Genomic DNA, 25,732 nt, shown 5'->3' with positions numbered 1-25,732 from the left:
GTGAAGCTCCGACAGCGTATCGCACCGGGTACCTCGGACGCCAAACGGCCACCTCTGCGCCGGTTTCTGCCGCTGGGCGGTGCGCCGGCGCAGATCACAACCTTGGTGTGGAAACCGACCACGGGAAATGACGAAGATCGGCGACGGGAAGCAATGAGGGTGTCGGTGGTGTTCTACCCACTGACGACATCCGAACCGACTGGAGTACTCATGACCGTCCTGGGCGCCACCATTTACCTGGGGTTCTTCGCGCTGGCAGCGTTTTGGCTGTTCCTGACGGCCGAGACGGATCAGGACCAGCTGCCCGAGCGCTCGAACTCCGACAGCACCTCCGCCGAATCCGACAGGTCCAGGCCCTGGGCGCTGAGCCAGTCGGCATCGAAGTAGGTATCCGCGTAGCGGTCACCGCTGTCGGCCAGCAGGGTCACCACCGACCCGCTGCGGCCGTGCGCGATCATCTCCGCCAGCAGCTGGAACGCCCCCCACAGGTTGGTTCCGGTCGACGGGCCGACGCGGCGGCCAAGGACCCGGCTGGCGTGATGCGCCGCGGCCACCGACCCGCAGTCGGGGACGGTGATCATCCGATCCACCACACCCGGCAGGAACGACGGCTCGACTCGCGGCCTGCCGATGCCCTCGATGCGTGACGATGCGCCCGTGACGACGTCGTCGCGGCCCTGCGCGTAGCCGGGGAAGAACGCGGAGTTCTCCGGGTCGACGACACACAACTGCGTGGCATGCCTGCGGTAGCGGATGTAGCGGCCGATGGTCGCACTGGTGCCACCGGTGCCGGCCCCCACCACGATCCACTCCGGAACCGGATGCGGTTCCAGACGCATCTGCTCGTAGATCGACTCGGCGATGTTGTTGTTGCCGCGCCAGTCGGTGGCCCGTTCGGCGTTGGTGAACTGGTCCAGGTAGTGCCCGCCGGTCTCCTCGGCCAACCGCTGCGCCTCGGCATACACCTGCGATGACTCCGCGACGAAATGGCAACGGCCGCCTTGGGCTTCGATGAGCGCGATCTTGGAGCCACTGGTCGAGGCGGGCATCACCGCGATGAACGGCAACCCCAGCAGTGCGGCGAAGTAGGCCTCCGACACCGCTGTCGACCCCGAGGACGCCTCGATGATCGTGGTGCCCTCACCGATCCAGCCGTTGCACAACCCGTAGAGGAACAGGGACCGGGCCAGCCGGTGCTTGAGGCTGCCGGTGATGTGGGTGGACTCGTCCTTGAGATACAACTGCGCGTCGACACCACTGCTCCAGGTCGCCGGCAGCGGATAACGCAACAGATGGGTGTCGGCGCTGCGCTTGGAATCGGCCTCGATCAGCCGCACCGCATTGTCGACCCACCGGCGTGGCCGGGGACGCGACGCGGTGCAGCCCGGTTGGCTCACCGGGCCGAGACGGCCGGGCTGGATTGCCCGGCCCTGATCCCGACGTGGCCGCCGCCGGTCGGCGCTGCGACGAGCGTCAGCAGGGTGGCCTCGGGGCGGCAGCAGAACCGCGCCGGCGCGAACGGCGACGTGCCGATACCCGCGGACACGTGCAGCTGCATGTGGGAACCCCACTTCGAGGCGCCCTTGGCTCGCGACCGGTCCAGTTCGCAGTTGGTCACGATGGCCCCGTAGAACGGTAGGCACAGCTGCCCGCCGTGGGTGTGCCCGGCCAGCACCAGTTGATAGCCGTCGGCGGCGAAGCGGTCCAACACCCGCGGTTCGGGGGAGTGCGTGAGCCCCAAAGTCAGATTCGCCGCGCCGTTGGCTCGGCCGGCGATGGTGTCGTAGCGGTCGCGCTTGAGGTGCGGATCGTCGACGCCGGCCACCGCGATGTGCTGCCCGGCCACCTCGACGTCCCGACGGATGTGGGTCATGTCGAGCCAGCCACGTTCGGTGAACGCTGCCCGCAGGTCCTGCCACGGCAGCGGCTCACCGTGCGTCCGATGATCCGGGTTGGTGAGGTAGTTCAGCGGATTCTTCAGACGCGGCGCGAAATAGTCGTTGCTGCCGAACACGAACAGGCCGGGCGCCGACAGCAGATCGCTCAGTGACTGCACGACGGCGGGCACGGCCTTCGGATGGGCCAGGTTGTCGCCCGTGTTGACCACCAGATCGGGCTCGAGGCGTGCCAGATCACGCAGCCAGGCCTGCTTACGGCGCTGGTTGGGACGCATGTGCAGATCGGACAGGTGAAGCACCCGAAGGGGTGACGAGCCAGGGGCCAGTACCGGCATGGTCGCTTCCCGCAGCACGAACGCATTGCGCTCGATGAGGGTTGCATAGCCGATCCCGGCAACCAGCGAACCGGCGGTGACGGCAGCTGCCTTCTTCACTGACATGCAGGCAAGCCTACTGCGAACCGATGGTCACGGGGGCGGTGGAGGGCCGAGCACCGGGACGGTGATCGGAGGCAACCCCGGGATCTCGACGACCGTCTGGCCGATCTCGGGCGGCGGGCCGCCCGGCAGCGGGAACGGGAACTCGGGCGGCGGTGGGGCCGGCGGGATCCCGTTACTGACCTGGATCGTGATGATCGAGCCCGGAATCGTCTGGCCGCTGGGCGCGGTACCGACGACGGTGCCGGCGCGCGAGCTGCTGTTGACCGAGGCGGAGCCATCGGCCACCTGGAATCCGGATTCCTTGAGCCGCTGGCGCGCGGCCGTCTCATCCAGTCCGGTCACGGTCGGGACCACCGAGCCGGGGCCGCCGTCGACGTAACGCGGATCTGTCGGCGGCAGGGCGACCGGGCCGAAGTTGTTGGCGATCGGCTTCAGCGCCGTGAACCAGGTACGGGCCGGTTCGTTACCGCCGAACAGGTTGCCGTCGCCGCACTGGCGCAGCGGGAACGAGCACAGCTCGCCGGGGCTGGTGGAATCGTCGTAGATGTAGTTGGCCGCGGCGTACTGATTGGTGAAGCCCAGGAAGCCCGACGACCGGTGCGCCTCGGTGGTGCCGGTCTTGCCCGACATCGGCAGGTCCCAGCCGACCGAACCGGCAGACCCGGAGGCGGTGCCGCCGGCCTGGTCGTCCTTGCTCATCGCGTTGGCCAGGGTGTTGGCCAGCCCCTCGGGCACCGCCTGATCGCAGGTCTCGGTCGTCACCGACACCTCCTGGCCGTGGCGATCGAGCACCTGGCCGATCGGATTGGGCGGGCACCAGGTGCCGCCGGAGGCCAGCGTGGCCGCGACATTCGACAATTCGAGTGCGTTGACCTCGATGGGCCCCAGGGTGAACGAGCCGATGTTCTGGCGCTTGACGAAGTCGGCCAGGCTTTCGTTGCTGTCGGGGTCGTAGTCGCGGGCGGTGCCGGGCAGCGCGTAGGACCGCAGCCCCAGCTTGACGGCCATGTCGACCGACCGTTGCACGCCGATCTGCGAGATCAGCTTGGCGAACGCGGTGTTCGGGGAGGTGGCCAGCGCATCGGTGACGCTCATCGAACCTCGGTAGCCGCCGGCGTTCTTCACGCACCAGGTTTCCTTCGGGCAACCCGGGGTGTCACTGCTGCCCAGCCCCTTGGCCTGGAAGAAACCGGGCACCGCCAGTTGGGTGTTGATGCCCATCCCCATGTCCATGGCCGCGGCCGTGGTGAAGATCTTGAAGATCGATCCGGCGCCGTCGCCGACGAGCGAGAACGGCTGCGGCTGCATGGTCTCGCCGGCATCGGTGTTCAGGCCGTAGGTGCGGTTGCTGCCCATCGCCAGCACCGGGTGGGATTCCTTGCCCGGCTTGATCACGCTCATCACGCTGGCGATGCCGGGTGCGTCCGGGCGGGCGATGCTGTCGATCGCCGACTTCACCGAGCCCTGCACATCGGGGTCCAGCGTGGTCTTGATCAGGTAACCGCCCTTGGCCACCTGCTCCTTGGACAGTCCGGCGCGGGCCAGGTACTCCAGCGCGTAATCGCAGAAGAACGCCCGGTCACCGGCTGCGATGCAGCCACGGGGCAGTTCATTGGGCTGCGGCAGGATGCCCAACGGCTGTTGCTTGGCGGCCCGCAGCGCGTCGGCCTCCTGCGGGATGTTGTCGATCATGGTGTCCAGCACCAGGTTCCGTCGGGCCAGGGCGCCGTCGGGGTTGGTGTACGGGTTCAGCGCACTGGTGGACTGCACCATGCCGGCCAACAGCGCGGCCTGCTGCCAGTTCAGCTCGGAGGCGTTGACGCCGAAATAGGTCTGTGCAGCGTCCTGAACACCGAACGCGCCGTTGCCGAACGAGACCAGGTTCAGATAGCGGGTCAGGATCTCGGGCTTGGTGAAGGTCTTGTCCAGCGTGAGGGCCATCCGGATCTCACGCAGTTTGCGGGCCGGTGTGGTCTCGATCGCGGCGCGGCGCTCGGCATCGGTCTGGGCGATGACGAGCAGCTGGTAGTTCTTCACGTACTGCTGCTCGATGGTCGAACCGCCGCGGGTGTCGGAGTCGCCGCGCATGTATCCGGTGAGGCCGGTCAGCGTGCCCTGCCAGTCCACGCCGTTGTGTTCGGCGAACCGCTTGTCCTCGATGGAGACCAGGGCAAGCTTCATGGTGTTGGCGATCTGATCGCTCGGCACCTCGAAGCGTCGCTGTGAATACAGCCACGCGATGGTGTTGCCCTTGGCGTCGACCATGGTCGAGACCTGCGGAACCTCGCCGTCGACCAGGGCGGCCGAGCCGTTGGCCACCACGTCGGAAGCCCGGTTCGACATCAGGCCGAATCCACCCACCAACGGGAACATGAAGGTGGCCGCCAGCACACTCGCGAGCAGGACGCACCAGGCGAGTTTGATGATGGTGACCGCTTGGGGTGGCTGCGCGGGCGGTCGTGTCGGCGGCTCCGGCATGGGTACAGAGTAGCCAGGTCGCCGAGCGGCGCTGCCTGTGAGCGGGCCCCGCGGACATATCGCGCTTGCCTGCAGAAACACCTCGGTGCGCACCGAACCGGGTCAGACGGCACGGCCGTCCCAAAAAAGTGGGCGACAAACTGTTGCGTAAATACCCTCTGACCACCTAGCTTGGACACACAGTGCGATCCAGGTAACACGGGCTGTCGCAATGTGGCGTAGATCGCAATAGCGTTCTACACCGGAAGGTTCAACGCCCGTCATCTGGGGAGATGACAGGAACGAAGGGATCGCTGGTGTCAGGTACAAGAACTGTCGCAGACAAGATGAACGCTTCCGCCCCCGCCACGAATCTGGTCCATCGAGGCGAAGGTGAAGCCCGGATCGCCTGGGTCTCACAGGCGCGATGCCGTCAAGCCGATCCGGACGAGCTGTTCGTCCGCGGTGCCGCGCAACGCAAAGCCGCGGTGATCTGCCGCCACTGCCCGGTGATCCTCGAATGTGGTGCCGATGCACTCGACAACCGTGTGGAGTTCGGCGTCTGGGGCGGGATGACCGAACGTCAGCGTCGTGCCCTGCTCAAGCAGCATCCCGAAGTCATTTCCTGGGCCGAGTTCTTCGCAGCCCAGCGCAAGCACCACCGCAGCGCGGTCTAGCGCCGGTGTCTTCTCGCGGGCTGACCTGGCCCGCGCGCGCCAAAGTCCAGCCGACGGTAGTGTATTCGGTTGTGGCACATGGTAATCAGCGGCAGTGAGTGAGCCTGCCAGCGTTCTTCCGTTGTCGGCGATGGTTTCTGGCGCCGCCGGCATGTTGATGCCGCTACCGACCGCCGAACCCGCCGACGATCCGTTGTTGAATGACGTCGTCCTGCATGAGCCCGGCACCCCGGCGGACTACACCGGCACCATCGTGTTGGTCAGCACCCGCGTAGAGGATCGCTTCGCACTCGGGTCGTTGCTCGACGAGGTGGGAACCGCTGCGGCCATTGTGCTTCCACCCGACGCGGCAACCGACGTATCGATGTTGCCCGTCCACTCCACGAGGTTGTTCCGGCGTTCGCCCTGGGTGGGCTGGAGCGAACTGTTCCGGGTCCTGATCCGGCTGCTCGGTGCGGGCCGCATCGTCAACCCGGCCCCGCAGGTGGACAACCTGCAGGCCCTGGCCCGCTGGATCAGCAGCCAGACCGGCGCCCCGGTGACCATCGAGGATCTGGATTCCCGCGTGCTGGCCTATGCCGTCGTGGGGCCGGATGTCGACCCGATTCGGAACCAGACGATCCTGGGCGGTGCGGTACCCGCCTGGCGGGTCGAACGGCTCATGTCCACCGGATTCCTGCCCGCGGTCTGGCGATCCGATGACGTGGTCGTGCGCAACGCCGAGGATGACGACCCGGCCCGCATGGTGGTGTCGATGAAATCCGGCACCGAAACGCTGGGCACCATCTGGGCGGCGCTGGACGACGCTACCGACCGCGAAGAACTGCGCCAGCTGCTGTTGCAGGTACGCCAGACCGCCGCGGCGATGATGTTGCGGGAAGTTCACCGCGACCAATACGAACGTCGCCTCCAGGAATCGGCCCTGGTCGACCTGCTCTCGCGTGGGGTGGACCCTGGAGTCCCGGCGGCCTTGCTCGGGCTGCAGCCAGACAGCAGACACGCTGTCCTGGCGCTGGGCGCCGACACGTCTGCGTCGCGCGCCCTGATGTTCCATGTCCAGGCGCTCCGCGCCGGCGCCCGCACGGCACGGGTCGGGGACGAACTGCTCATCGTGCTTCCGGTGCTGGACGACGAATCCGCCGAGACGGATCTGGCCGACAGCCTGTCCAGGCACCTGGCCCGGGTTTCGCCTGCCCACGCGGGCGCGGTCGCCGTCGGCCCCGTCGTCGAGGCCATCGCCTACCTGCGCGACTCTGCCATCGTCGCGCGTCAGGTTCTCGACGCTGCCGCGCTCAGAGCCGCACACCCGCCGCAGGTCAGGCAGCCGGTTCTCACGGCTGCCGACGTGCCCGACGCACTGGCCCTGGTGCGGGCGGCCGACCTGCTCGATCCGATGGCCGACGTGATGACAGAACCCCTGTCAGCCCTGCGCCGGCACGACACCGACCACGGCACGGCATTCATCGACACCGTCGCCGCGGTGCTCGACCATCCCGGCAATCTGACCGGAGCCGCCCGCGAATTGGGCATCCACGCCAACTCACTGCGCTACCGGCTGGACCGGATCCGCGTGGTCTCCGATATCGACCTGCAGTCACCGGCGGCCAGGCTCCGCGCGGCCCTGGGCCTGCTGGTGTGGGAACGCCGCGCGGGCCGCTCTCCCGTCGAGATCGACAAGAAACCGGGATCTGGTTAGTGCATTTCGGAGACACCGCCACCCGCGTCGCGGCACTTCCTCTGAATCCGACGAAGATCCGCGCGAAATTCCTCAGCTCGTATGGCTCTCACCACCAACCGCCGCATTCATAGGGTTTATCTGTGATTGATGCACCCCCGCGAACCAGGGATACCCTGCCGACTCCGGACACCCTGCTGCGCCGCCGCGAACAGGTCGTCGGCGATGTTGCCCGGCAGGCGTTCATCGACGACCTGCACCCGCTGTGCGGAGTCGTCGACCTGGACACGCTCGATGAGCTGATGCGGTCGTTGAGCCAGGCTTATCCGGCATCCATGCCGGCACTGCACACCATCGCGGCCAAGGCGATCACGCTGCGTCCGGTGCTCACCCGGTTCGCCCAGGCGGGATTCGGCTGCGAGGTGGCGAGCCCGGGCGAACTCCAACTCGCGCTGGCCGCAGGCTTTCCCGCCGAACACATCGTGTTCGACTCCCCGGCGAAGACCGCGACCGAGATCGAGCAGGCACTGGCGCTCGGGATCTCGTTCAACATCGACAACTTCGAAGAACTGGCGCGGGTGGACCAGTCCGTCGTCCGGGTGGGTGGGCACCGATCGGTCATCGGCATGCGACTGAATCCGCAGACCGGGGCCGGGGCCATCGGCGCCATGAGCACCGCGACGTCGACGTCCAAATTCGGAATCGGTCTGGCCGACCATCGCGAAACTGTCATCGCCGCCTTCGCGGCCCGGCCCTGGCTGACGCAGCTACACGTGCACAGCGGTTCGCAGGGCCTGAGTCTGGAACACGCTGCCGAGGGGGTCCGGCTGATCACCGATCTCGCAGCCGACATCACGGCGCGTACCGGGCATCAGCAGGTTCGCCGCATCGACATCGGTGGCGGGTTGCCGGTCAACTTCAGCTCGGACGACATCGTCCCGACCTTCGCCGATCACCGCGCCGTCCTGGAGCGCATGGTGCCGGAACTCTTCGATGGCACATACGGTTTGGTCACCGAGTTCGGCCGGGCGTTGACGGCCAAGGCGGGCACCATCGTGGCCAGGGTCGAGTACACGAAGGTCACCGGGGGCAGGCAGATCGCCATCACCCATGCCGGTGTGCAGGTGGCGACCCGCACGATTTTCGGGCCGGGGGAATGGCCGTTGCGGATCGAGGTGTACGACGCGCAGGGCCGGCGCCGCGCCGAGCAGTCTCAGCTGCAGGACATCGCAGGTCCGGCGTGCTTCACCGGCGACATGCTGGCCGTCGGCCGAGAACTACCCCTCGTCCACCAAGGGGACCTGGTGGCCGTACCGGACACCGGCGGCTACTACTTCTCAACCCACTTCTCCTACAACGCATTACCGCGGCCCGCGGTCTACGCGGTGGAGACCGACCCGGACGGCGGCCGACGCTGGTCGCTGGTCCGGCGCGCCCAGACGATCGAACAGATCGTGACCGAGGCCGGCGAACCCTCGCTCGTGCCCCTGCCCATCCGCCCCTGCGACTGATTGCGACCGCCACATGCTCGAATCGGAACCCCAGTTGTCCTCCGTCGATGAACCCCGCTCCGGACTGGCCAGATCGCTGAAAACGCGGCACATGACCATGATCGCGATCGGCGGGGCCATCGGTGCGGGGCTGTTCGTCGGTAGCGGCGCAGTCATCAAGACCGCCGGGCCCGCCGCGATCCTGTCCTATGTTCTGGCCGGCGCTCTGGTGCTGTGCACCCTGCGCATGCTGGGCGAGATGGTGGTCGCAAAGCCGAGGACGGGTGCCTTCGCCGACTACGCCAGGATGGGGATCGGCCCGTGGGCCGGCTTCACCCTCGGCTGGTTGTACTGGTACTACTACGTGATCATCATCGCGGTGGAAGCCGTTGCGGGGGCCAAGATCCTGTCAGTCTGGGTCGGCTTGCCACTGTGGATCATGGCCATGCTGCTGATGGCGGTGATGACCGTGACCAACCTGATCTCGGTGCGTTGGTTCGGCGAATTCGAGTTCTGGTTCTCCGGTATCAAGGTCGCCGCCATCGTGTCCTTCATCGTGCTGGGCCTGCTGTGGGTATCGGGAGTGTGGCCGGGCGACACCAGTGGGCTGAGCAATCTGGTGTCCCACGGCGGGTTCGCGCCCAACGGCGTCGGGGCGATCCTGGGCGCTGTCGTGGTGGTGATCTTTGCGTTCGGCGGAGCCGAGATCGTCACCATCGCCGCCGCCGAGAGCGCCGAGCCGGCCAAGTCGGTGGCCAGGGCCACCACCGGGGTCATCTGGCGGATCATCCTGTTCTACGTCGGGTCGATCTTCCTGGTCGTGTGCATCCTGCCGTGGAACGACGCGTCCGTGCTGTCCAGCCCGTACGTGGCCGCCCTGGACAAACTGCAGATTCCCGGCGCCGGCGTGATCATGAACTTCGTCATCCTCACCGCGGTGCTCTCGGTGCTGAACTCGTCGATCTACACGTCCTCGCGCATGCTGCGGGTGCTCGCGTCGCACGGTGACGCACCAGAGTGGTTGGTGCGCACCAACTCCCGCGGTGTTCCGACCAGGGCCGTGCTGGCCAGCACGGTCATCGGCTGGATCTCCGTGGTGCTCGCCTACATCGCCCCCGACTCGCTGTTCCTGTTCCTCGTGAACTCGTGCGGCGTCGTCGCCATCTTCATGTACGTGATGATCGGTCTCTCCGAGCTGCGGGTGCGCCGGGCCATCGAACGTGACGACCCGTCCAAGCTGACGCTGAAGATGTGGTTCTTCCCGTATCTGACCATCGTGGTGATCGCGTGTTTCGTACTGGTCCTGGTTGCCATGCTGTTCGACGTCGATCAGCGCGTCCAACTGTTGGCCAGCGTCCTGAGTCTCGTTGTGGTCGTGGTGGCCTACGTCCTGCGCAAGCGGTTCGGGCGGGTACCCGTCGACGCCGACGTCGCCGAAGTGGCATGAGCGCGTTCTTCTCCCGAGCCTCGTCCTGGCTGGCCGACGCCGCGACCTGGTCGGCCCGCATCACCGACCTGAGCACCGGCCGGACCCTGTGGGAGCACACGCCGGACCGCGTGCTCAAGACGGCCAGTGTGGGGAAGGTCTTCCTACTGGCCGAGGTGGCGCGCCGGTTCGACGACGTGACCCTGGACCCCGGCGAAGTCCTCGCCGCCACCGCTGAGGACCAGGTGGCAGACTCCGGCATCCTCTATCTGTTACGGCAGCAGGACCAACGGATCGATGACCTGTGCCTGCTGATCGGTGCGGTCAGCGACAACATGGCCACCAACATTCTGCTTCGCCGGCTCGGTCTCGACGAGGTGCAACGCGCAACCCGCGACCTCGGGTTCACCGAGAGCGGGTTACGAGACCGGGTGCGGCTGAACAGATCCCAGGACGATCCGCTCACCCTTTCCACGGGGAATGCCGCGGAACTCTGCGAGTTCGTGGCGCGCCTGCAGATGGGTGACATCCACAGCCCGGCGGTGTCCGAGCGGTTGCGGCGCTGGCTCGGCGTCAACACCGATCTGTCCATGGTGGCGCGGGCATTCGGCCTGGACCCGCTGGCACACACCGAGCCCGACGCCGGGTTCGAGCTCTGGAACAAGACCGGGACCATCTCCGACGCGCGGATCGACATCGGATGTGTCGGGAACCCGGACAGCGGATGCCGGGTGGGCTACGCGGTCCTGGCCAATTGGGCCTTGGGTGAAAACCATCGCGATCCGGTGTTGGAAGCGATGGGACTGCTGGGGACCGAGATCCGCCGCTACCTGGAAGGCGCCGATCAGGCGGCGCCGGCCGCCTCCCCGGTGATCTGATCGGCGATCGCGCGCAGCGCGTCGAGATCCGAGACATCGAACGGCAGTGACGGCACCCCGACGATCGCGACATGCGGGTTGGCGCCGGTGAACCGGGACAGCAGCCGGATCTCACGCTTGGCGGTGTGGGCCCGGTCGGCGTGGATCCGCAGCACGGCCTCGGCCAGCGGGTCCGAACCCTCGGCCGCCAACGCGTCGGCGGCTTCCTCTGCCTTGTCGGCATGCAGATCGCACAGCGTGGGGTGGGTGCGGTTGAGGATCAGCCCGGCCAGCGGCATGTGTTCGTTCGACAGCCGGTCGACGAAGAACGAGGCCTCGCGCAGTGCGTCGGGCTCGGCCGCCGACACCACCACAAACTGAGTGCCGCGGCGCTTGAGCAATTCATAGGTCCGGTCGGCCTTCTCGCGGAACCCGCCGAAGGTGGCGTCCAGTGACTGCACGAAACCTGCTGCATCGGAGAGCATTTGCGATCCGAGCACCGTGGACAGGGCCTTCATCGCCAGCCCGACGGCGCCGGTGACCAACCGGCCGATCCCGCGTCCCGGCGCCAGCAGCATCCGCCACAGCCGACTGTCCATGAAGCTGCCCAACCGCTTCGGGGCATCGAGGAAGTCCAGGGCGTTGCGCGACGGCGGGGTGTCCACCACCACCAGATCCCACTTGTCCTCGGCCAGCAGCTGGCCGAGCTTCTCCATGGCCATGTACTCCTGCGTGCCGGCCAGCGAGGTCGCCACGGTTTGGTAGAACTGGTTCTCCAGAATGGAATCGGCACGGTCCGGCCCGGAGTACTGCACCACCATCTCGTCGAACGTGCGGCGCATGTCCAGCATCATCGCGTGCAGCTCCCCGGTGACCTCCGGGGCCAGTGGAACCCGCTGCGGGGTGTTCCCGAGATCCTTGATGCCCAGCGCCTGGGCCAGTCGCTTGGCCGGGTCGATGGTCAGCACCACGACGGTGCGGCCGTACTCGGCGGCCCGCAGTGCCATCGCAGCCGCGGTGGTGGTCTTGCCGACTCCGCCTGCGCCGCAACACACTACGACGCGGTTGGCGGTGTCGGACAGGATGGCGTGCATGTCAAGGGCGGGCGGTTTCGTACTCACTAGCGGACCCCCTGCTGTTCCAGTGCTTCGGCGAGTTCATACAGGCTGCCCAGGTCGACACCATCGGCCAGCGACGGCAGCTCGAGGCGGGGGACGTCGATGGCATCGAGCAGTTCGGCACTCTCGGCGCGTGCCGCGATCCGGGTGGCGTGCTGGATGGACTCGGTCAGCAGGCCCGCGAAATCGTTGTCCGCCAACGTGATTCCAGCCTTATCCAGGCCCGCGCGGACGGCGTCGGCGTCGATGTCACCCTCGGCGGCCTTGGCCAGATCCTCGGTGGGCAGGTAGGCCGGGATGTTGCGGTTGACGATCACGCTGCCGATCGGCAGGCCCATCTCGGTGAGTTCGTCGATGGCTTCCAGCGTTTCCTGGATGGGCAGTGCTTCCAGCAGCGTCACCAGGTGGATCGCGGTCTGCTCGGAGTGCAGCAGCTTGACCACACCGTCGGCCTGCGAGTGCACGGGCCCACCCTTGGCGAGGTCGGAGACCGCCTTGGTGACGTCCAGGAACCGCGGGATGCGGCCGGTGGGAGGGGAATCGACCACCACGGCGTCGTAAACGCCGCGCTTGCCCTTGGCGTCCTTGGGGGTGCGCGTCACGATTTCTTTGATCTTGCCGGTGAGCAGCACGTCACGCAGACCGGGAGCGATCGTGGTCGCGAATTCGATGGCACCGATGCGGCGCATGGCCCGGCCGGCCAGGCCGAGGTTGTAGAACATGTCGAGGTACTCCAGGAACGCGGCCTCGATGTCGATCGCGAGCGCGTTGACCTGTCCGCCGCCATCGGCCGTGGCCACCTTGACTTCCTCGTACGGCAGCGGCGGCACGTCGAACAACTGCGCGATGCCCTGGCGCTCCTCGACCTCCACCAGCAGCACCTTGCGGCCGCCGGCCGCCAGGGCCAGCGCCAGTGCGGCTGCGACGGTGGACTTGCCGGTACCGCCCTTGCCGGAAACGAAATGCAGCCGGGCCTTTGTGAGCCTTGACGGCCAGCCGACGTGTTTGGCGCCGCTCTCTGTGGTTGCCACCAGTGCATGCTAACCAAGCCTGGGTGTCCGACCGATAAGCTCGGGCCATGAGCGAAGGAACTAGGTGGGCGGCGTGAGCGAAGCGACCAAATGGGAATACGCCACGGTGCCGTTGTTGACCCACGCCACGAAACAGATTCTCGATCAGTGGGGACAGGACGGCTGGGAGCTGGTCTCCGTGCTGCCCGGCCCGACGGGCGAGCAGCATGTCGCCTACCTGAAGCGGCCGAAGTGACCAACTCCCAGCGACTGGCCGAGCTCGGCATCGAACTGCCGGACGTCGTCGCCCCGCTGGCCGCGTACGTCCCCGCGGTCCGGACCGGCAACCTCGTCTACACCGCCGGTCAGCTGCCGATCCAGGCCGGCGAGCTGCTGGTCACCGGCAAGGTCGGCGCGGAGATCAGCCCCGAGCAGGGCAACGAGCTGGCCCGGGTCTGCGGCCTCAACGCGCTGGCCGCCGTGCACGCGCTGGTGGGCATCGACTCCGTCGTCCGGATCATCAAGGTGACGGGGTTCGTCGCATCCGCAGCCGGATTCAGCGGACAGCCGGGCGTCGTCAACGGTGCCTCCGAACTGTTCGGCGAGATCTTCGGTGAGGCGGGCGCGCATGCGCGTTCGGCCGTCGGCGTGTCGGAACTGCCGCGCAACGCGCCGGTCGAAGTCGAGATCATCGTCGAAACCGCGTGACCGCGGCGGAGCACCCGGCCTACGGGCTGTTACGGCCGGTGACCGAATCGGCCTCGGTGCTGCTGTGCGACAACCCGGGGCTGATGACCCTGGAGGGCACCAACACGTGGGTGCTGCGCGGCCCGGGCAGTGACGAGATCGTCATCGTCGACCCCGGACCCGACGATGCGGCGCACATCGCCCGCATCGCCGAACTGGGCACCGTCGCGTTGGTGTTGATCAGTCACAAGCACGAGGACCACACCGGCGGCATCGACAAGCTTGTGGACCTGACCGGCGCCACGGTCCGTTCGGTCGGCAGTGGCTTCCTGCGAGGCCTCGGCGGTCCGCTGACCGATGGTGAGGTGATCGACGCGGCCGGGCTGCGGATCAAGGTGATGGCCACCCCCGGCCACACCGTCGACTCATTGTCGTTCGTGCTCGACGACGACAACGGGCAAGGGGCGGTACTGACCGCCGACACCGTGCTGGGCCGCGGCACCACCGTCATCGACACCGAGGACGGCAGCCTGCGTGACTACCTGGAATCCCTGCGACGGCTGCAGGGCCTGGGCGCCCGGACGGTGCTGCCCGGCCACGGACCCGATCTGCCGAATCTGCACGAGGTGACCGCGATGTACCTGGCGCACCGCGACGAGCGGTTGGACCAGGTCCGGGCGGCACTACGGGAACTCGGCGAGGACGCCTCGGTCCGCCAGGTCGTCGAGCACGTCTACACCGACGTCGACCAGAAACTGTGGGACGCCGCCGAGAAGAGCGTGCAGGCCCAGCTGGACTATCTGCGGGCCTGAGCCCGGAAACGCCGAAACGGCATTCCGGCAGCTGGTTACTCGAACAAATGCTGCTGGAATGCCGTTTCGCGGAAAAGGAAAGCTAGCGGGCTCGCCGGGCCAGTCGCTCGCTGTCGCTGATCAGCACGCTCTTGCCCTCCAGGCGGATCCAGCCGCGGTGGGCGAAATCTGCCAGCGCCTTGTTGACCGTCTCGCGGGACGCGCCGACGAGCTGGGCGATCTCTTCCTGCGTGAGGTCGTGCGTGACGCGCAGCGCCCCACCCTCCTGGGTTCCGAACCGCTGAGCCAGCTGCAGCAGCTGCTTGGCCACGCGGCCGGGCACGTCCGTGAAGATCAGGTCGGCGAGGTTGTTGTTGGTGCGGCGCAGACGACGCGCGAGCACCCGCAGCAGCTGCTCGGCGATCTCGGGACGGTCGGCGATCCACGCACGCAGCGCGTCGCGGTCCATCGACACCGCGCGCACCTCGGTGATGGTGGTGGCGCTCGAGGTACGAGGCCCCGGGTCGAAGATCGACAGCTCACCGAACATGTCCGACGGGCCCATGATGGTCAGCAGGTTCTCGCGGCCGTCCGGTGAACGGCGGCCGATCTTCACCTTGCCGGAAATGATGATGTACAGGCGGTCGCCGGGTTCGCCCTCGGCGAAGACGGTATGCCCGCGCGGAAAGTCGACGGGCTGCAACTGCTTCGTCAGCGCCGAAACGGCGGTCGGTTCGACGCCCTGGAAGATTCCGGCCCTGGCCAGGATCTCGTCCACGTTGCCCCTTAAGCTATTGGGTGTGTTGTCCTCTTACTGATATTTCCTGCTCAGTCTAGAGGTACGCGGTTTCGCGACTAGCCCACGCTACACACGATTGACATGTCGAGACGCAGGAAACCCGGTATTTATGGCCTGCGGTTCGTAGTACCGCGTCGGCAAACGTTCACTCTCGACGTCGATGAGGACCGGTTTCACCCGGGGCGCGGGCGCCGCAGACGCGGGCTTTCGTTCCAACCCTGATTCCAGCCGCTCGAGCCCGAACGCCGCCAGCATGAGCAAGCCCGGGATGAGCGCCACCAGCAACCACGACACAAGGCAGTAGTTAACACGGCGTAGGTCTCAGTGGGGTCACGAATCATCACCGGTCCGCGCAGGAAGATGTCCGGCGAGGTCAGTACGCTGATTGACGTGACTGAGGCTGCCGCCCCGACAGGGAAAACGCGCCGGTCCAAGAAGTGGGACAGCGAAACCCACCTGGGCCTGGTTCGTCGGGCTCGACGGATGAACCGTGAACTGGCGCGGGCATTTCCGCATGTCTACTGCGAGCTGGACTTCACCAATCCGCTGGAGCTGGCCGTGGCGACCATCCTGTCGGCGCAGAGCACCGACAAGCGGGTGAACCTGACCACGCCGGCGTTGTTCCTCAAATACCGCACGGCCCTGGACTATGCCCAGGCCGATCGCACCGAGATGGAGGAGCTGATCCGGCCGACCGGCTTCTACCGGAACAAGACCACCTCGCTGATCCGGCTCGGCCAGGAGTTGGTGGCCCGGTTCGACGGCGAGGTACCCGACAACATCGAGGACCTCGTGACGCTGCCCGGGGTGGGGCGCAAGACCGCCAACGTCATCCTGGGTAACGCCTTCGACATCCCCGGGATCACCGTCGACACCCACTTCGGCCGGCTGGTGCGGCGGTGGCGCTGGACCGAGGAAGAGGATCCGGTCAAGGTCGAGTTCGCGATCGGTGAGCTCATCGAACGCAAGGAATGGACCCTGCTGAGCCACCGGGTGATCTTCCATGGCCGCCGGGTCTGCCATGCCCGCAAGCCGGCGTGTGGGGTGTGTGTGCTGGCCAAGGACTGCCCGTCGTTCGGGCTCGGGCCCACCGATCCGCCCACCGCTGCTGCACTGGTCAAAGGTCCCGAGACCGAGCATCTGCTGGCGCTGGCCGGGCTGTGACCGCACCATGAGCAGATCGGCCCGCTGGACCGTGGTGGTCCTCGTGCTGCTGGTGGCGCTGGGTACCGCGTTCTGGATGGAACTGCGCGACGAGCCCGCACCGCAGGCCAAAACGGGGCAACAGTCCACCTCCCGCGATCATCGCGATGCCGACACCCCAGCGGCCCTCGCCGGTCCCCGGGCTCGTGCGCAGTTGCCGCCGTGCCCCGGGCCAGGGCAGGGGCCGGGACCGGAAGCGCTACGTGGGACCACTCTCGAGTGCGTCGGCGACGGGAAGCCCGTGGACGTGGCGCAGGCGCTGGCCGGCCGGACCGTGGTGCTCAACCTCTGGGCGTACTGGTGCGGCCCGTGCGCCGACGAGCTTCCGGCGATGGCCGAATACCAGCGCCGGGTCGGCGACGACGTACTGGTCGTGACCGTGCACCAGGACGAGAACGAGACGGCGGCGCTGGTGCGTCTGGCCGAGCTCGGAGTGCGTCTTCCGACCCTGCAGGACGGCAGACGGCTGGTCGCGGCTGCGTTCAAGGTGCCCAACGTCATGCCTGCGACGGTCGTGCTGCGTGCGGACGGTAGCGTGGCCGGGACCCTACCCCGATCGTTCGTCAGTGCCGACGAGATCGCGGCGGCGGTCGACGAAAAGATCCGCTCTAGCCGATAGGAGCACCCGGGGTGAGATCGACGCGCGACGGGCTGTTCCCGGATGCCGCCCCGCCCTGGCTCAAACCGCTGGTCGACAACCTCGACCGGGTACCGGACGCCTATCGCCGACGGGTTCCCCCGGAAGTGCTGGCGGGCATCGTCGAGGCCAACAATCAGGCCGCCCAGGCCGGCGCCCGGCGCGATGCCGCAGTCCTGGTCCTCTTCTCCGGCCCACCCGAGGGCGCGCCCCCTCACCTTCCCGAGGACGCCGACCTGCTGGTGACGGTCCGCGCCTCGACCCTGCGCCACCACGCAGGCCAGGCTGCGTTTCCCGGCGGCGCCACCGATCCCGGTGACCAAGGCCCGGTGGGTACGGCGTTTCGCGAGGCCTGGGAAGAGACCGGTATCGACACCGACCGGTTGTACCCGCTGGCGACGCTGGAGAGGATGTTCATCCCGCCGTCCGGGTTCCACGTGGTCCCGGTGCTGGCCTACTCGCCCGACCCGGGGCCCGTCGCTGTTGTCAACGAATCCGAGACCGCCGTCGTCGCAAGGGTTCCGGTGCGCGCCTTCACCAACCCCGAGAACCGCCTCATGGTGTACCGGGAGGCCAACACCAGCCGATTCGCCGGCCCGGCGTTCCTCCTCAACGAGATGCTGGTGTGGGGCTTCACCGGCCAGGTCATCTCGGCGATCCTCGACGTCGCAGGCTGGGCCAAACCGTGGAACACCGACGACGTGCGCGGACTCGACGACGCAATGGCCCTCGTCGGGCATGACAACGGTTACGGTGAAGCCCAATGTTGAAGTGGATATAGATGACACCTTCGGTCTGGCTCGATTTCGCCATCCTCGGCATCGGGTTCGTCGCAGCCATATCTGGCTGGCGTTCCGGCGCGCTCGGCTCCCTGCTGTCCTTCATCGGCGTGGTGCTCGGTGCGGTGGCAGGCGTGCTGTTGGCGCCGCACGTGATTCCGCATGTCAGTGGTGACCGCACCAAGCTGTTCGCCACGCTCTTCCTGATCCTCGCGCTCGTGGTGATCGGTGAGATCGCCGGCGTGGTGCTGGGGCGTGCGGTGCGCGGCACCATCCGAAACCCGGTGTTCCGGGTGTTGGACTCGGCGGTCGGGGTGAGCCTGATGCTGGTCGCCGTTCTGGTGGCGTCGTGGCTGCTGGGCAGTCTGCTCACCTCTTCGGACCAGCCGAATCTTGCTGCGGCCGTGAAGAATTCACGGGTACTGACCGAGGTCGACAAGGTGGCGCCGGACTGGCTGCGGTCAGTGCCGAACCGGCTGTCGGCGCTGCTGGACACCTCCGGGCTGCCCGATGTGCTCGAACCGTTCGGGCGGACCCCGATCGTCAACGTCGACGCCCCGGACGCAGCACTGGCGACCGATCCCGTGGTGACGACCTCCCAGCCCAGCGTGGTCAAGATCCGCGGTGTCGCTCCGAGTTGCCAGAAAGTGCTTGAGGGCAGCGGTTTCGTGGTTGCCCCCAACCGGGTCATGTCCAACGCCCATGTGGTCGCCGGTGCGGACAGCGTGACCATCGAGGCGGACGGAAAGACCTACGACGCCGGGGTGGTGTCCTACGACCCCAACGCCGACATCTCCATCCTCGACGTCCCGAACCTGCCGATCACGCCGCTGCAGTTCGCCGAACAACCGGCCCCGAAGGGCACCGACGCTGTGGTGATGGGTTACCCGGGTGGCGGCGACTTCCTGGCCACACCGGCTCGCGTGCGCGAGATCATCGAGCTCAACGGGCCCGACATCTACCGCACCACCACCGTCACCCGCGAGGTCTACACGGTCAGGGGCACGGTGCGGCAAGGAAATTCAGGTGGGCCGATGATCAACCGGTCCGGCAAGGTGCTGGGCGTGGTGTTCGGTGCGGCCGTAGACGACGCCGATACCGGATTCGTGCTGACCGCCAAGGAAGTCGAGCATCAGCTGGCCAAGATCGGCAACACTCAGCGCGTCGCGACCGGAACCTGCATCAATTCCTGATCAGTTGGTGCGCAGCTGGGTCAGGAACCGGCTCAGCTGCGCGTTGACGGACTCCGGCTGTTCCTCGTGGCCGAAATGCCCTGCATCCGTGATGGATACATAACGGCCGTGCGGCGCATATTGCTGGGTTCGGTGCACCGGGTCGGCCAGGACATACGGGTCGGCGTCACCGCGCATGTGCAACACCGGCACGCCGATCGGACGTTTCATCGAGCGCATGAACCGCCGGCCCTCACCGCGCAGTTGGCTGCGCACCGCCCACCGCTGATACTCCAGTGCACAGTGCGCGGCCCCCGGAATCTGGATGGCCTGACGTAGATGGCCCATGGTCTGGGAGAAGTCTTGGCTGGTCTGCCATTTGGTGCCGGCCCGGCTGCGGACCAGGCGCTCCAGCTCCGCACCGTCGTGACGGGTCAGTGTGTGCTCGGGCCAGGCCGGCAACTGGTAGCTCAGCATCGACGGCAACAGCGCGCGGCCCTGGTCGCGCCGGGTCAATGTGGACGTCCGCAACGCCAGCGGGTGCGGTGAGCTGACGAGTGCGATCGCGTTGACCACACGCGGATGTAAGACCGCCGTCGCCCAGCAGACCAGACCGCCATCGGCATGGCCGACCAGCGTCGCGGTCTTGTGCCCCAACGCGCGCACCAGCCCGGCGGTATCTCCGGCCAGGGTCCAGCCGTCGTAGCCGCGCGGTGGTTTGTCACTGTCGCCGTAGCCACGCAGATCGACTGCCACCACCCGCGCGCCGGTCAGCGCAGTGAGTTGATGACGCCAGGACCACCAGAACGAGCCGAACCCGTGCAGGAAGATGACCAGCGGTCGGTCGGTCTCGCCCTCCACGACACGGTCGGGCTGCGAGCTCTCGCCCTCCACCACATGGAAGCGAATCCCATTGGCGTGCACCTGCAGGTGCCGCCACGGCCCCTCGATCCTGGCGATCGACGGAGCAGGTGGAGGCATTACCAGCCTGACGGGTCGGTGGCCGGCTTGGCCGGGACAGCGGGCAGTGCGCCCTTGTCATGGCCGGGCGTGAGAGCCTCGCGGGTCTCCTTGACCGACTCGATCGTCTGCTGCGGACCTCTGATCCGTCGCACCTTCAGGAAGCCGAACAGCGCAAGCGCCCCCGTGGTCAGCACCATCAGGCCGAACACGATCAGGAAGGCCACCCAGCGCCACAGCCAGGTGTCGAGCAACTCGGCCAGGAAGAAGAAGAAAAAGAAGGTCGAGTAGAACAGCACCACCAGCGCGGCGATGAAGAACACGCTGCCGGTCAGGCCCTTCTTCACGTCCCGGGTGATCTCGGCCTTGGCCAACTCCACCTCGGCGCGCAGCAGGGTGGAGACCTGCGCGGTGGCGTCCTTGACGAGGTCACCGATCGAGGGATCCGGCTTGGGGGCATGCGGGTCGACGAGCGGAATCGAGGTCACCGTCGTCGGAACGCCGTCCCTGCGGTCGCCTGTGCTCATGGCGTTCATGTTGCCATGCGACGAAGCCGTTAACGATCCCGGCCGACATCCGCGTCTTAGTAGACTGATCCCATTCTTGAGTTGCGCGGGTCGGGCGCGTCGATCGGAGGACACTTGACGAGCAGACACCGCGTGCAGTTGCTGATTGGCGCACCGCTCATCGCCGCTGTTGCGATGTTGGCCTCGGCCCCGGCTCATGCCGCTCCGCCGGTCGTACTGGGTGGCGGCTCAGGGATCGTCGTCAACGGAGACGCGTTCTGCACGCTGACCACGATCGGGCACGACAACGCAGGCCGGCTCATCGGCTTCACCTCGGCGCACTGTGGCGGGCCGGGTGCAGTGGTGTCGGCTGAGGGGGTGGACAGCGCCGGAGTGGTGGGCAAAATGGTCGCCGGTAACGACCTGCTCGATTACGCGGTGATCGAATTCGATCCCGCGAAAGTCACCCCGACCAGCAACGTCAACGGTTTCCAGATCGATGGGCTCGGACCGGATCCGGCGTTCGGCCAGATCGCCTGCAAACTGGGCCGCACCACCGGGTATTCGTGCGGTGTGACCTGGGGGCCCGGGCAGGACCCAGGCACCATCGTCAACCAGGTGTGCGGTCAGCCGGGCGACTCGGGGGCGCCCGTCACCGTCGACAACAAGCTCGTCGGCATGATTCACGGCGCCTACAGCGAGGAATTGCCGACCTGCGTGGTCAAGTTCGTGCCGCTGCACACGCCGGCGGTGACGATGTCGTTCAACACGCAGTTGGCCGACATCACCGCCAAGAACCGACCGGGGACGGGTTTCGTCCCGATTCCTTGATCCCGAGTGGCCAGTTGCGGCACGCCACCTTCGGAAAGGCGTGCCATAACTGGCCTTTCGACGAGCTGTGCCCTACTTGCCGGCGCGGATCGCCTCGAACACGCTGGGGTCGACCAGCGTCGAAGTGTCACCGAGTTCGCGGCCTTCGGCCACGTCGCGCAGCAGCCGGCGCATGATCTTGCCGCTGCGGGTCTTGGGCAGCTCGGGCACCACGTGGATTTCCCGGGGCTTGGCGATCGGCGAGATCTCGGTGGCCACCTGGGCGCGCAGTTCCTCGATCATGGTGTCGGCCCCGCCGTGTGCGGAGGCCTTGAGGATCACGAACGCGCAGATGGCCTGACCGGTCGTGTCGTCGGATGCGCCGACCACGGCGGCCTCGGCCACCCCGGAATGCCCGACCAGTGCCGACTCCACCTCGGCGGTCGAGATGCGGTGTCCGGAGATGTTCATGACGTCGTCGATGCGGCCCAGCACCCAGATGTTGCCGTCCGCGTCGTAGCGGGCGCCGTCACCGGCGAAGTACCAGCCCTGCTCGGCGAAGCGCGACCAGTAGGTGTCCTTGAATCGCTGCGGGTCGCCCCAGATGCCGCGCAGCATTGACGGCCACGGCTGGTCCAGCACCAGGTAGCCGGTGACATGTTCGGCTTCGTCGGCGCCGGGGACCAGCTCGTTGCCGGCGTCGTCGACGATCTTGGCCGAGATGCCGGGCAGCGGGGTCATGGCCGAGCCGGGCTTGGCCGCGGTGACACCGGGCAGCGGGGAGATCATGATCGCCCCGGTCTCGGTCTGCCACCAGGTGTCGACGATCGGGGTCTTGCCCGCGCCGATGACTTCCCGGTACCAGCGCCAGGCCTCGGGGTTGATCGGCTCGCCCACCGAACCCAGCAGCCGCAGGCTGGTCAGGTTGTGCTCGGCGGGGATCTGGCGGCCCAGCTTCATGAAGGTGCGGATCAGCGTGGGCGCGGTGTAATAGATTGTGACGCCGTACTTTTCGATGATCTCGAAGTGGCGGTGCTCGGTCGGCGAGGTCGGAGTGCCCTCGTAGACCACTTGGGTCGCGCCGTTGGCCAACGGGCCGTAGACGATATAGGTGTGCCCGGTCACCCAGCCGATGTCGGCGGTGCACCAGTACACGTCGGTCTCGGGCTTGAGGTCGAACACGTTGTAGTGGGTGTACGCCGACTGCGTGAGGTAGCCGCCGGAGGTGTGCACGATGCCCTTGGGCTTGCCGGTGGTGCCCGAGGTGTACAGCAGGAACAGCGGCTGCTCGGAGTCGAACGCCTCCGGAGTGTGCTCGGTCGAGGCCGCCTCGACGGTCTCGTGCCACCACAGGTCGCGGCCCTCGGTCCAGTTCACGTCGATGCCGGTGCGGCGGACCACCAGGACGTGCTCGACCGACGGTTGATCCGAGACGGCTTCGTCCACGGCGTCCTTGAGCGAGGCGGCTTTGCCGCGCCGGTACTGGCCGTCGGTGGTGATGACGAGCTTGGCCTCGGCGTCTTCGACGCGGGCCTTGAGTGCCGATGCCGAGAACCCGGCGAACACGACGCTGTGCATGGCGCCCAGGCGCGCGCACGCCAGCATCGCGACGATTGCCTCGGGCACCATCGGCATGTAGATGGCGACCCGGTCGCCTGCGGTCAGGCCGAGTGCGGTCAGCGCATTGGCGGCCTTGCTGACCTCGTCCTTGAGTTGGGCGTAGGTGATGTCGCGGGCGTCGCCGACGGGCTCGCCTTCCCAGTGGATCGCGACCCGGTCGCCGTTGCCTGCCTCGACGTGACGGTCGACGCAGTTGTAGGCCACGTTGAGCTTGCCGCCGACGAACCACTTCGCGAACGGAGCCTCCGACCAGTCCAGCACCTCGCTGAACGGCGTCTGCCAGCTCAGCCGGTCGGCCTGCGCGGCCCAGAAGGCCAGCCGGTCGTTCTCGGCCTCGGCGTACAACTCGCCCGTCGCGTTGGCATTGGCCGCGAAATCGGCAGGCGGCGGATAGGCTGACGGAACTTCGGTCGACGTCGTTGGCGCGTTTGACATGCATGTGAGCCTAGTCACCAAACGTTGCACCGGCGTTGGGACGTCACAAGACGCCGGGCGGGCGGTGGTCGTCATGCGCCCAACGGTCGGCGAGATGGAGTTCAGCGGTCGGCTAGCGTTTCGCGTATGACCGATCCACTCGCACCGCTGATCGACCTGCCCGGTGTTTCTGCGGCCAGCGACGAGGCGCGTGAGGCCCTGGGCCGGGCGCATCGACACAAGTTCAATCTGCGCGGCTGGCCGCAGACGGCAGCCGAGGCCGCCCTGCGTGCAGCGCGGGCCTCCGCGGTGCTCGACGGCGGGGCGCTCCAGCTGTCCGCCGACGGCGAACCCGATCCGGTGACCGCGGGCGCCATCCGCGTCGCCGAAGCGCTGGAAGGTGGCGCCACCTCGCTGGTCGGGGTGTGGCAGCGGGCCCCGATGCAGGCCCTGGCCCGGCTGCACTCCTTGGCCGCGGCCGACCTCACCGACGATGAGCACCTGGGCCGGCCACGCACCGACCCCGATGTAGGTCGCCGCCTTGAGCTGCTGACGGAGATCGTGTCCGGCGGCTCCAAGGTTCCTGCCCCGGTGCTGGCCGCGGTGGCCCACGGCGAACTGCTCAGCTTGGCTCCATTTGGCAGCGCCGACGGGGTCGTGGCCCGCGCGGTGTCGCGCCTGGTGACCATCGCCAGCGGACTCGATCCGCACGGGCTCGGCGTTCCCGAGGTGCACTGGATGCGGAAGACGGGGGAGTACCGGGCTGCTGCACGGGGATTCGCCTCGGGGACCGCCGACGGGCTGACCGCGTGGCTGCTGCTCAGTAGCGAGGCGCTGAAGGGCGGTGCGCGCGAAGCGCTGCAGATTGCCCAGTCGGCGGCCGGCTGAGCCGGCCGCTCAGGGTGCTTCCAGCAAACGAAAGCGGGCGACGGTCCGAAACGATGTTTCGGCTCGTCGCCCGCTAGCACGGATACCGGTTACCAAGCGTGCCAACGTGGGTTGCGTGGGTGGCCTCGGCGTCCTTGCGATGCGCCTCGGCTGCAGCCCTACCCAAAGGGCCGTCGTAGCCGTCCGCTCTTCGCAATCACGCAGGCCCGCAACACTTTTGCCTATTCCGCGGCATGTGCTCCGCGTGGGTGCCGGGACCCGTGCTGGGGAGCCCGGTTCGGGAGATTTAGCCTTCTCTTCCGGCTAAGCCTTGGCCTCATCCAAGCTTCCGTGGTTCCTTTGTACTACGTGACCACGGTCACAGCAAGGGTGAAAGCCACCCGAGTTCTGATCGTTACGCCGTCGTCTCAGCTACTACGTTCGGTAGCTCAGGAAGTGAAGCGGCGCAACAATGAATAGGTCAATGCGCCTGCCGCCAGGGCGCTGATTCCGACGGCCGCAGTGGTGGCGACGGCGGCCGTCGACGGCGCCGGCAGCCGGTCCCGCAGCGACACCGGCTTGGTGAACGTCAGCACCGGCCAGCCGCGCGAAGCGGCCTCCTTGCGCAGTCCCCGGTCGGGGTTGACGGCGGTGGGGTGGCCCACGGATTCCAGCATCGGGATGTCGGTGATCGAGTCCGAGTAGGCGTAGCAGTGATCGAGGACATAGCCCTCGCGTGCGGCCAGGGCGCGGATCGCCTCGACCTTCCCCTCGCCGAAGCAGTAGAACGCGATCTCGCCGGTGTAGCGCCCCTCTTCCACCACCATCCGCGTGGCCATCGCGTGGGTGGCGCCCAGTGCCCTTGCGATCGGCGCGACGATCTCCTCACCCGATGCCGACACCACGACGACGTCACGGCCGCACAGCTTGTGGTCGGCGATCAGCTCGGCGGCCTCGGCGAAGACCAGGGGGTCGACGATGTCGTGCAACGTCTCACCGACGATCGACTTGACCTGCTCGACATCCCAACCGGTGCACATGTTGGTGATGTAGCTGCGCATCCGGTCCATCTGGTCGTGGTCGGCACCCGACATCAGGAACAGAAACTGGGCGTATGTCGACTTGAGAACGGTGCGCCGGTTCAGCAGGCCTTGATTGAAGAAAGGTTTGCTGAAAGCGAGTGTGCTGGACTTGGCGATGACGGTCTTGTCGAGGTCGAAGAAGGCCGCCGTACGTACCGGCCGACCGTTGTGCGGCCCGGATTGCTGTGCGATCAATTCCCCGGCAGCCCGATCGGATGCGGTCACAAGCGTCAGCATAGAGGCACCTGGGGCAGGTATTACGGACGGGAACACAAAATGGCAGTTCAAGACACATTCTTTCGGACGGCGATTCCGGGATCGCCTCGGTAGCCCGCAGCGGTGTCTCTTGCATGTTTT

24 protein-coding genes are annotated in these 25,732 nt (G+C 67.1%); 14 read left to right on the top strand and 10 right to left on the bottom strand.

What is annotated here, in order from left to right:
- Positions 1–290 precede the first annotated feature (290 nt).
- Genes cds1 through ponA2 form a run of 3 tightly spaced genes read right to left on the bottom strand, consistent with a single transcriptional unit; the run spans position 291 to position 4,816 of the window.
- Positions 291–1,397 (bottom strand): L-cysteine desulfhydrase Cds1, encoded by a 1,107-nt coding sequence (gene cds1, locus AC4ELH_RS25720; protein ID WP_463791843.1) that lies wholly within the window; start codon positions 1,395–1,397, stop codon positions 291–293.
- On the bottom strand, positions 1,394–2,338 hold the full coding sequence (locus tag AC4ELH_RS25715) for a metallophosphoesterase (protein ID WP_064881207.1): 945 nt from the start codon (positions 2,336–2,338) through the stop codon (positions 1,394–1,396). The genes cds1 and AC4ELH_RS25715 overlap by 4 nt, the downstream gene beginning before the upstream one ends.
- Before the next feature lie 27 nt (positions 2,339–2,365).
- Positions 2,366–4,816: a transglycosylase/D,D-transpeptidase PonA2 gene (gene ponA2, locus AC4ELH_RS25710; protein ID WP_064881206.1), complete on the bottom strand. Its 2,451-nt coding sequence runs from the start codon at positions 4,814–4,816 to the stop codon at positions 2,366–2,368.
- Positions 4,817–5,142: 326 nt separating this feature from the next.
- On the opposite strand from ponA2, the gene AC4ELH_RS25705 reads away from it, so the two are divergent.
- The 5 genes from AC4ELH_RS25705 (at position 5,143) to AC4ELH_RS25685 (ending at position 10,941) form a co-directional block, all read left to right on the top strand.
- Positions 5,143–5,472, top strand: a complete 330-nt coding sequence (locus AC4ELH_RS25705; protein ID WP_019347376.1) for a WhiB family transcriptional regulator — start codon at positions 5,143–5,145, stop codon at positions 5,470–5,472.
- Between the two features lie 94 nt (positions 5,473–5,566).
- Positions 5,567–7,168 (top strand): PucR family transcriptional regulator, encoded by a 1,602-nt coding sequence (locus AC4ELH_RS25700; RefSeq protein ID WP_498887557.1) that lies wholly within the window; start codon positions 5,567–5,569, stop codon positions 7,166–7,168.
- 122 nt (positions 7,169–7,290) lie between these two features.
- The gene (locus AC4ELH_RS25695; protein ID WP_498887555.1) at positions 7,291–8,658 is read left to right on the top strand and encodes a type III PLP-dependent enzyme domain-containing protein; all 1,368 of its coding nucleotides are present in this window, start codon (positions 7,291–7,293) and stop codon (positions 8,656–8,658) included.
- Between the two features lie 13 nt (positions 8,659–8,671).
- Positions 8,672–10,084, top strand: coding sequence for an amino acid permease (locus tag AC4ELH_RS25690; protein WP_448445332.1), 1,413 nt, complete (start codon positions 8,672–8,674; stop codon positions 10,082–10,084).
- Positions 10,081–10,941, top strand: a complete 861-nt coding sequence (locus AC4ELH_RS25685) for a serine hydrolase (protein ID WP_498887553.1) — start codon at positions 10,081–10,083, stop codon at positions 10,939–10,941. The genes AC4ELH_RS25690 and AC4ELH_RS25685 overlap by 4 nt, the downstream gene beginning before the upstream one ends.
- On the opposite strand, the gene bagB is transcribed toward AC4ELH_RS25685, so the two are convergent.
- On the bottom strand, positions 10,908–12,041 hold the full coding sequence (gene bagB / locus AC4ELH_RS25680) for an ATPase BagB (RefSeq protein WP_448445336.1): 1,134 nt from the start codon (positions 12,039–12,041) through the stop codon (positions 10,908–10,910). The two genes, AC4ELH_RS25685 and bagB, sit on opposite strands and share 34 nt — an antisense overlap.
- Positions 12,041–13,072 carry an ATPase BagA gene (gene bagA / locus AC4ELH_RS25675; protein ID WP_448445643.1) on the bottom strand — a complete coding sequence of 344 codons (1,032 nt, stop codon included), beginning with the start codon at positions 13,070–13,072 and terminating at the stop codon, positions 12,041–12,043. Before bagA ends, bagB begins: the two co-directional genes overlap by 1 nt.
- 70 nt (positions 13,073–13,142) lie before the next feature.
- Here bagA and sp36 point away from each other — a divergent pair, with 70 nt between their 5' ends.
- The 3 genes from sp36 to AC4ELH_RS25660 are packed head-to-tail and all read left to right on the top strand — an operon-like array spanning position 13,143 to position 14,547.
- The gene (gene sp36, locus AC4ELH_RS25670) at positions 13,143–13,304 is read left to right on the top strand and encodes a Sp36 family protein (RefSeq protein WP_088305483.1); all 162 of its coding nucleotides are present in this window, start codon (positions 13,143–13,145) and stop codon (positions 13,302–13,304) included.
- Positions 13,301–13,756 (top strand): RidA family protein, encoded by a 456-nt coding sequence (locus AC4ELH_RS25665; protein ID WP_498887550.1) that lies wholly within the window; start codon positions 13,301–13,303, stop codon positions 13,754–13,756. The genes sp36 and AC4ELH_RS25665 overlap by 4 nt, the downstream gene beginning before the upstream one ends.
- Positions 13,753–14,547, top strand: coding sequence for an MBL fold metallo-hydrolase (locus tag AC4ELH_RS25660; protein ID WP_448445340.1), 795 nt, complete (start codon positions 13,753–13,755; stop codon positions 14,545–14,547). Before AC4ELH_RS25665 ends, AC4ELH_RS25660 begins: the two co-directional genes overlap by 4 nt.
- Before the next feature lie 82 nt (positions 14,548–14,629).
- On the opposite strand, the gene crp is transcribed toward AC4ELH_RS25660, so the two are convergent.
- Complete coding sequence (gene crp, locus AC4ELH_RS25655) at positions 14,630–15,304, bottom strand: cAMP-activated global transcriptional regulator CRP (protein WP_003883807.1); 675 nt, start codon at positions 15,302–15,304, stop codon at positions 14,630–14,632.
- A 504-nt stretch (positions 15,305–15,808) separates the two neighbouring features.
- Between crp and nth the strand changes: the two genes are divergently transcribed.
- The 4 genes from nth to marP are packed head-to-tail and all read left to right on the top strand — an operon-like array spanning position 15,809 to position 19,137.
- Entirely contained in the window at positions 15,809–16,489 is a 681-nt protein-coding gene (gene nth, locus AC4ELH_RS25650) for an endonuclease III (RefSeq protein WP_064881186.1), read from the top strand.
- Positions 16,490–16,496: 7 nt separating this feature from the next.
- Entirely contained in the window at positions 16,497–17,147 is a 651-nt protein-coding gene (locus tag AC4ELH_RS25645; RefSeq protein ID WP_498887547.1) for a TlpA family protein disulfide reductase, read from the top strand.
- 11 nt (positions 17,148–17,158) lie between these two features.
- A complete protein-coding gene (locus AC4ELH_RS25640) occupies positions 17,159–17,935 on the top strand; it encodes an NUDIX hydrolase (RefSeq protein ID WP_498887546.1) in 777 nt (258 codons plus the stop codon).
- An 11-nt stretch (positions 17,936–17,946) separates the two neighbouring features.
- Positions 17,947–19,137, top strand: coding sequence for an acid resistance serine protease MarP (gene marP, locus AC4ELH_RS25635; protein WP_064881179.1), 1,191 nt, complete (start codon positions 17,947–17,949; stop codon positions 19,135–19,137).
- Here the strand turns inward: marP and AC4ELH_RS25630 are convergent, their stop codons facing one another.
- Together AC4ELH_RS25630 and AC4ELH_RS25625 are read right to left on the bottom strand one after the other, a co-directional pair.
- The gene (locus AC4ELH_RS25630) at positions 19,138–20,097 is read right to left on the bottom strand and encodes an alpha/beta fold hydrolase (protein ID WP_448445347.1); all 960 of its coding nucleotides are present in this window, start codon (positions 20,095–20,097) and stop codon (positions 19,138–19,140) included.
- Positions 20,097–20,603, bottom strand: a complete 507-nt coding sequence (locus tag AC4ELH_RS25625; protein ID WP_064881223.1) for a phage holin family protein — start codon at positions 20,601–20,603, stop codon at positions 20,097–20,099. The genes AC4ELH_RS25630 and AC4ELH_RS25625 overlap by 1 nt, the downstream gene beginning before the upstream one ends.
- 174 nt (positions 20,604–20,777) lie before the next feature.
- Between AC4ELH_RS25625 and AC4ELH_RS25620 the strand changes: the two genes are divergently transcribed.
- A complete protein-coding gene (locus AC4ELH_RS25620; RefSeq protein ID WP_448445645.1) occupies positions 20,778–21,413 on the top strand; it encodes a S1 family peptidase in 636 nt (211 codons plus the stop codon).
- 72 nt (positions 21,414–21,485) lie between these two features.
- Here AC4ELH_RS25620 and acs read toward each other — a convergent pair whose 3' ends face one another.
- The gene (acs, locus tag AC4ELH_RS25615; protein WP_498887543.1) at positions 21,486–23,447 is read right to left on the bottom strand and encodes an acetate--CoA ligase; all 1,962 of its coding nucleotides are present in this window, start codon (positions 23,445–23,447) and stop codon (positions 21,486–21,488) included.
- Between the two features lie 126 nt (positions 23,448–23,573).
- Between acs and AC4ELH_RS25610 the strand changes: the two genes are divergently transcribed.
- Positions 23,574–24,314 (top strand): Fic family protein, encoded by a 741-nt coding sequence (locus AC4ELH_RS25610; protein ID WP_064881173.1) that lies wholly within the window; start codon positions 23,574–23,576, stop codon positions 24,312–24,314.
- A gap of 428 nt (positions 24,315–24,742) precedes the next feature.
- Here AC4ELH_RS25610 and AC4ELH_RS25605 read toward each other — a convergent pair whose 3' ends face one another.
- On the bottom strand, positions 24,743–25,600 hold the full coding sequence (locus AC4ELH_RS25605) for an HAD-IB family hydrolase (RefSeq protein WP_413784902.1): 858 nt from the start codon (positions 25,598–25,600) through the stop codon (positions 24,743–24,745).
- Between the last annotated feature and the right edge of the window lie 132 nt (positions 25,601–25,732).

This window comes from Mycobacterium shunyiense, assembly GCF_058270075.1.
The sequence above is the reverse complement of the archived record's forward strand: the minus strand, read 5'-3'. Positions and strand labels throughout refer to the sequence as shown.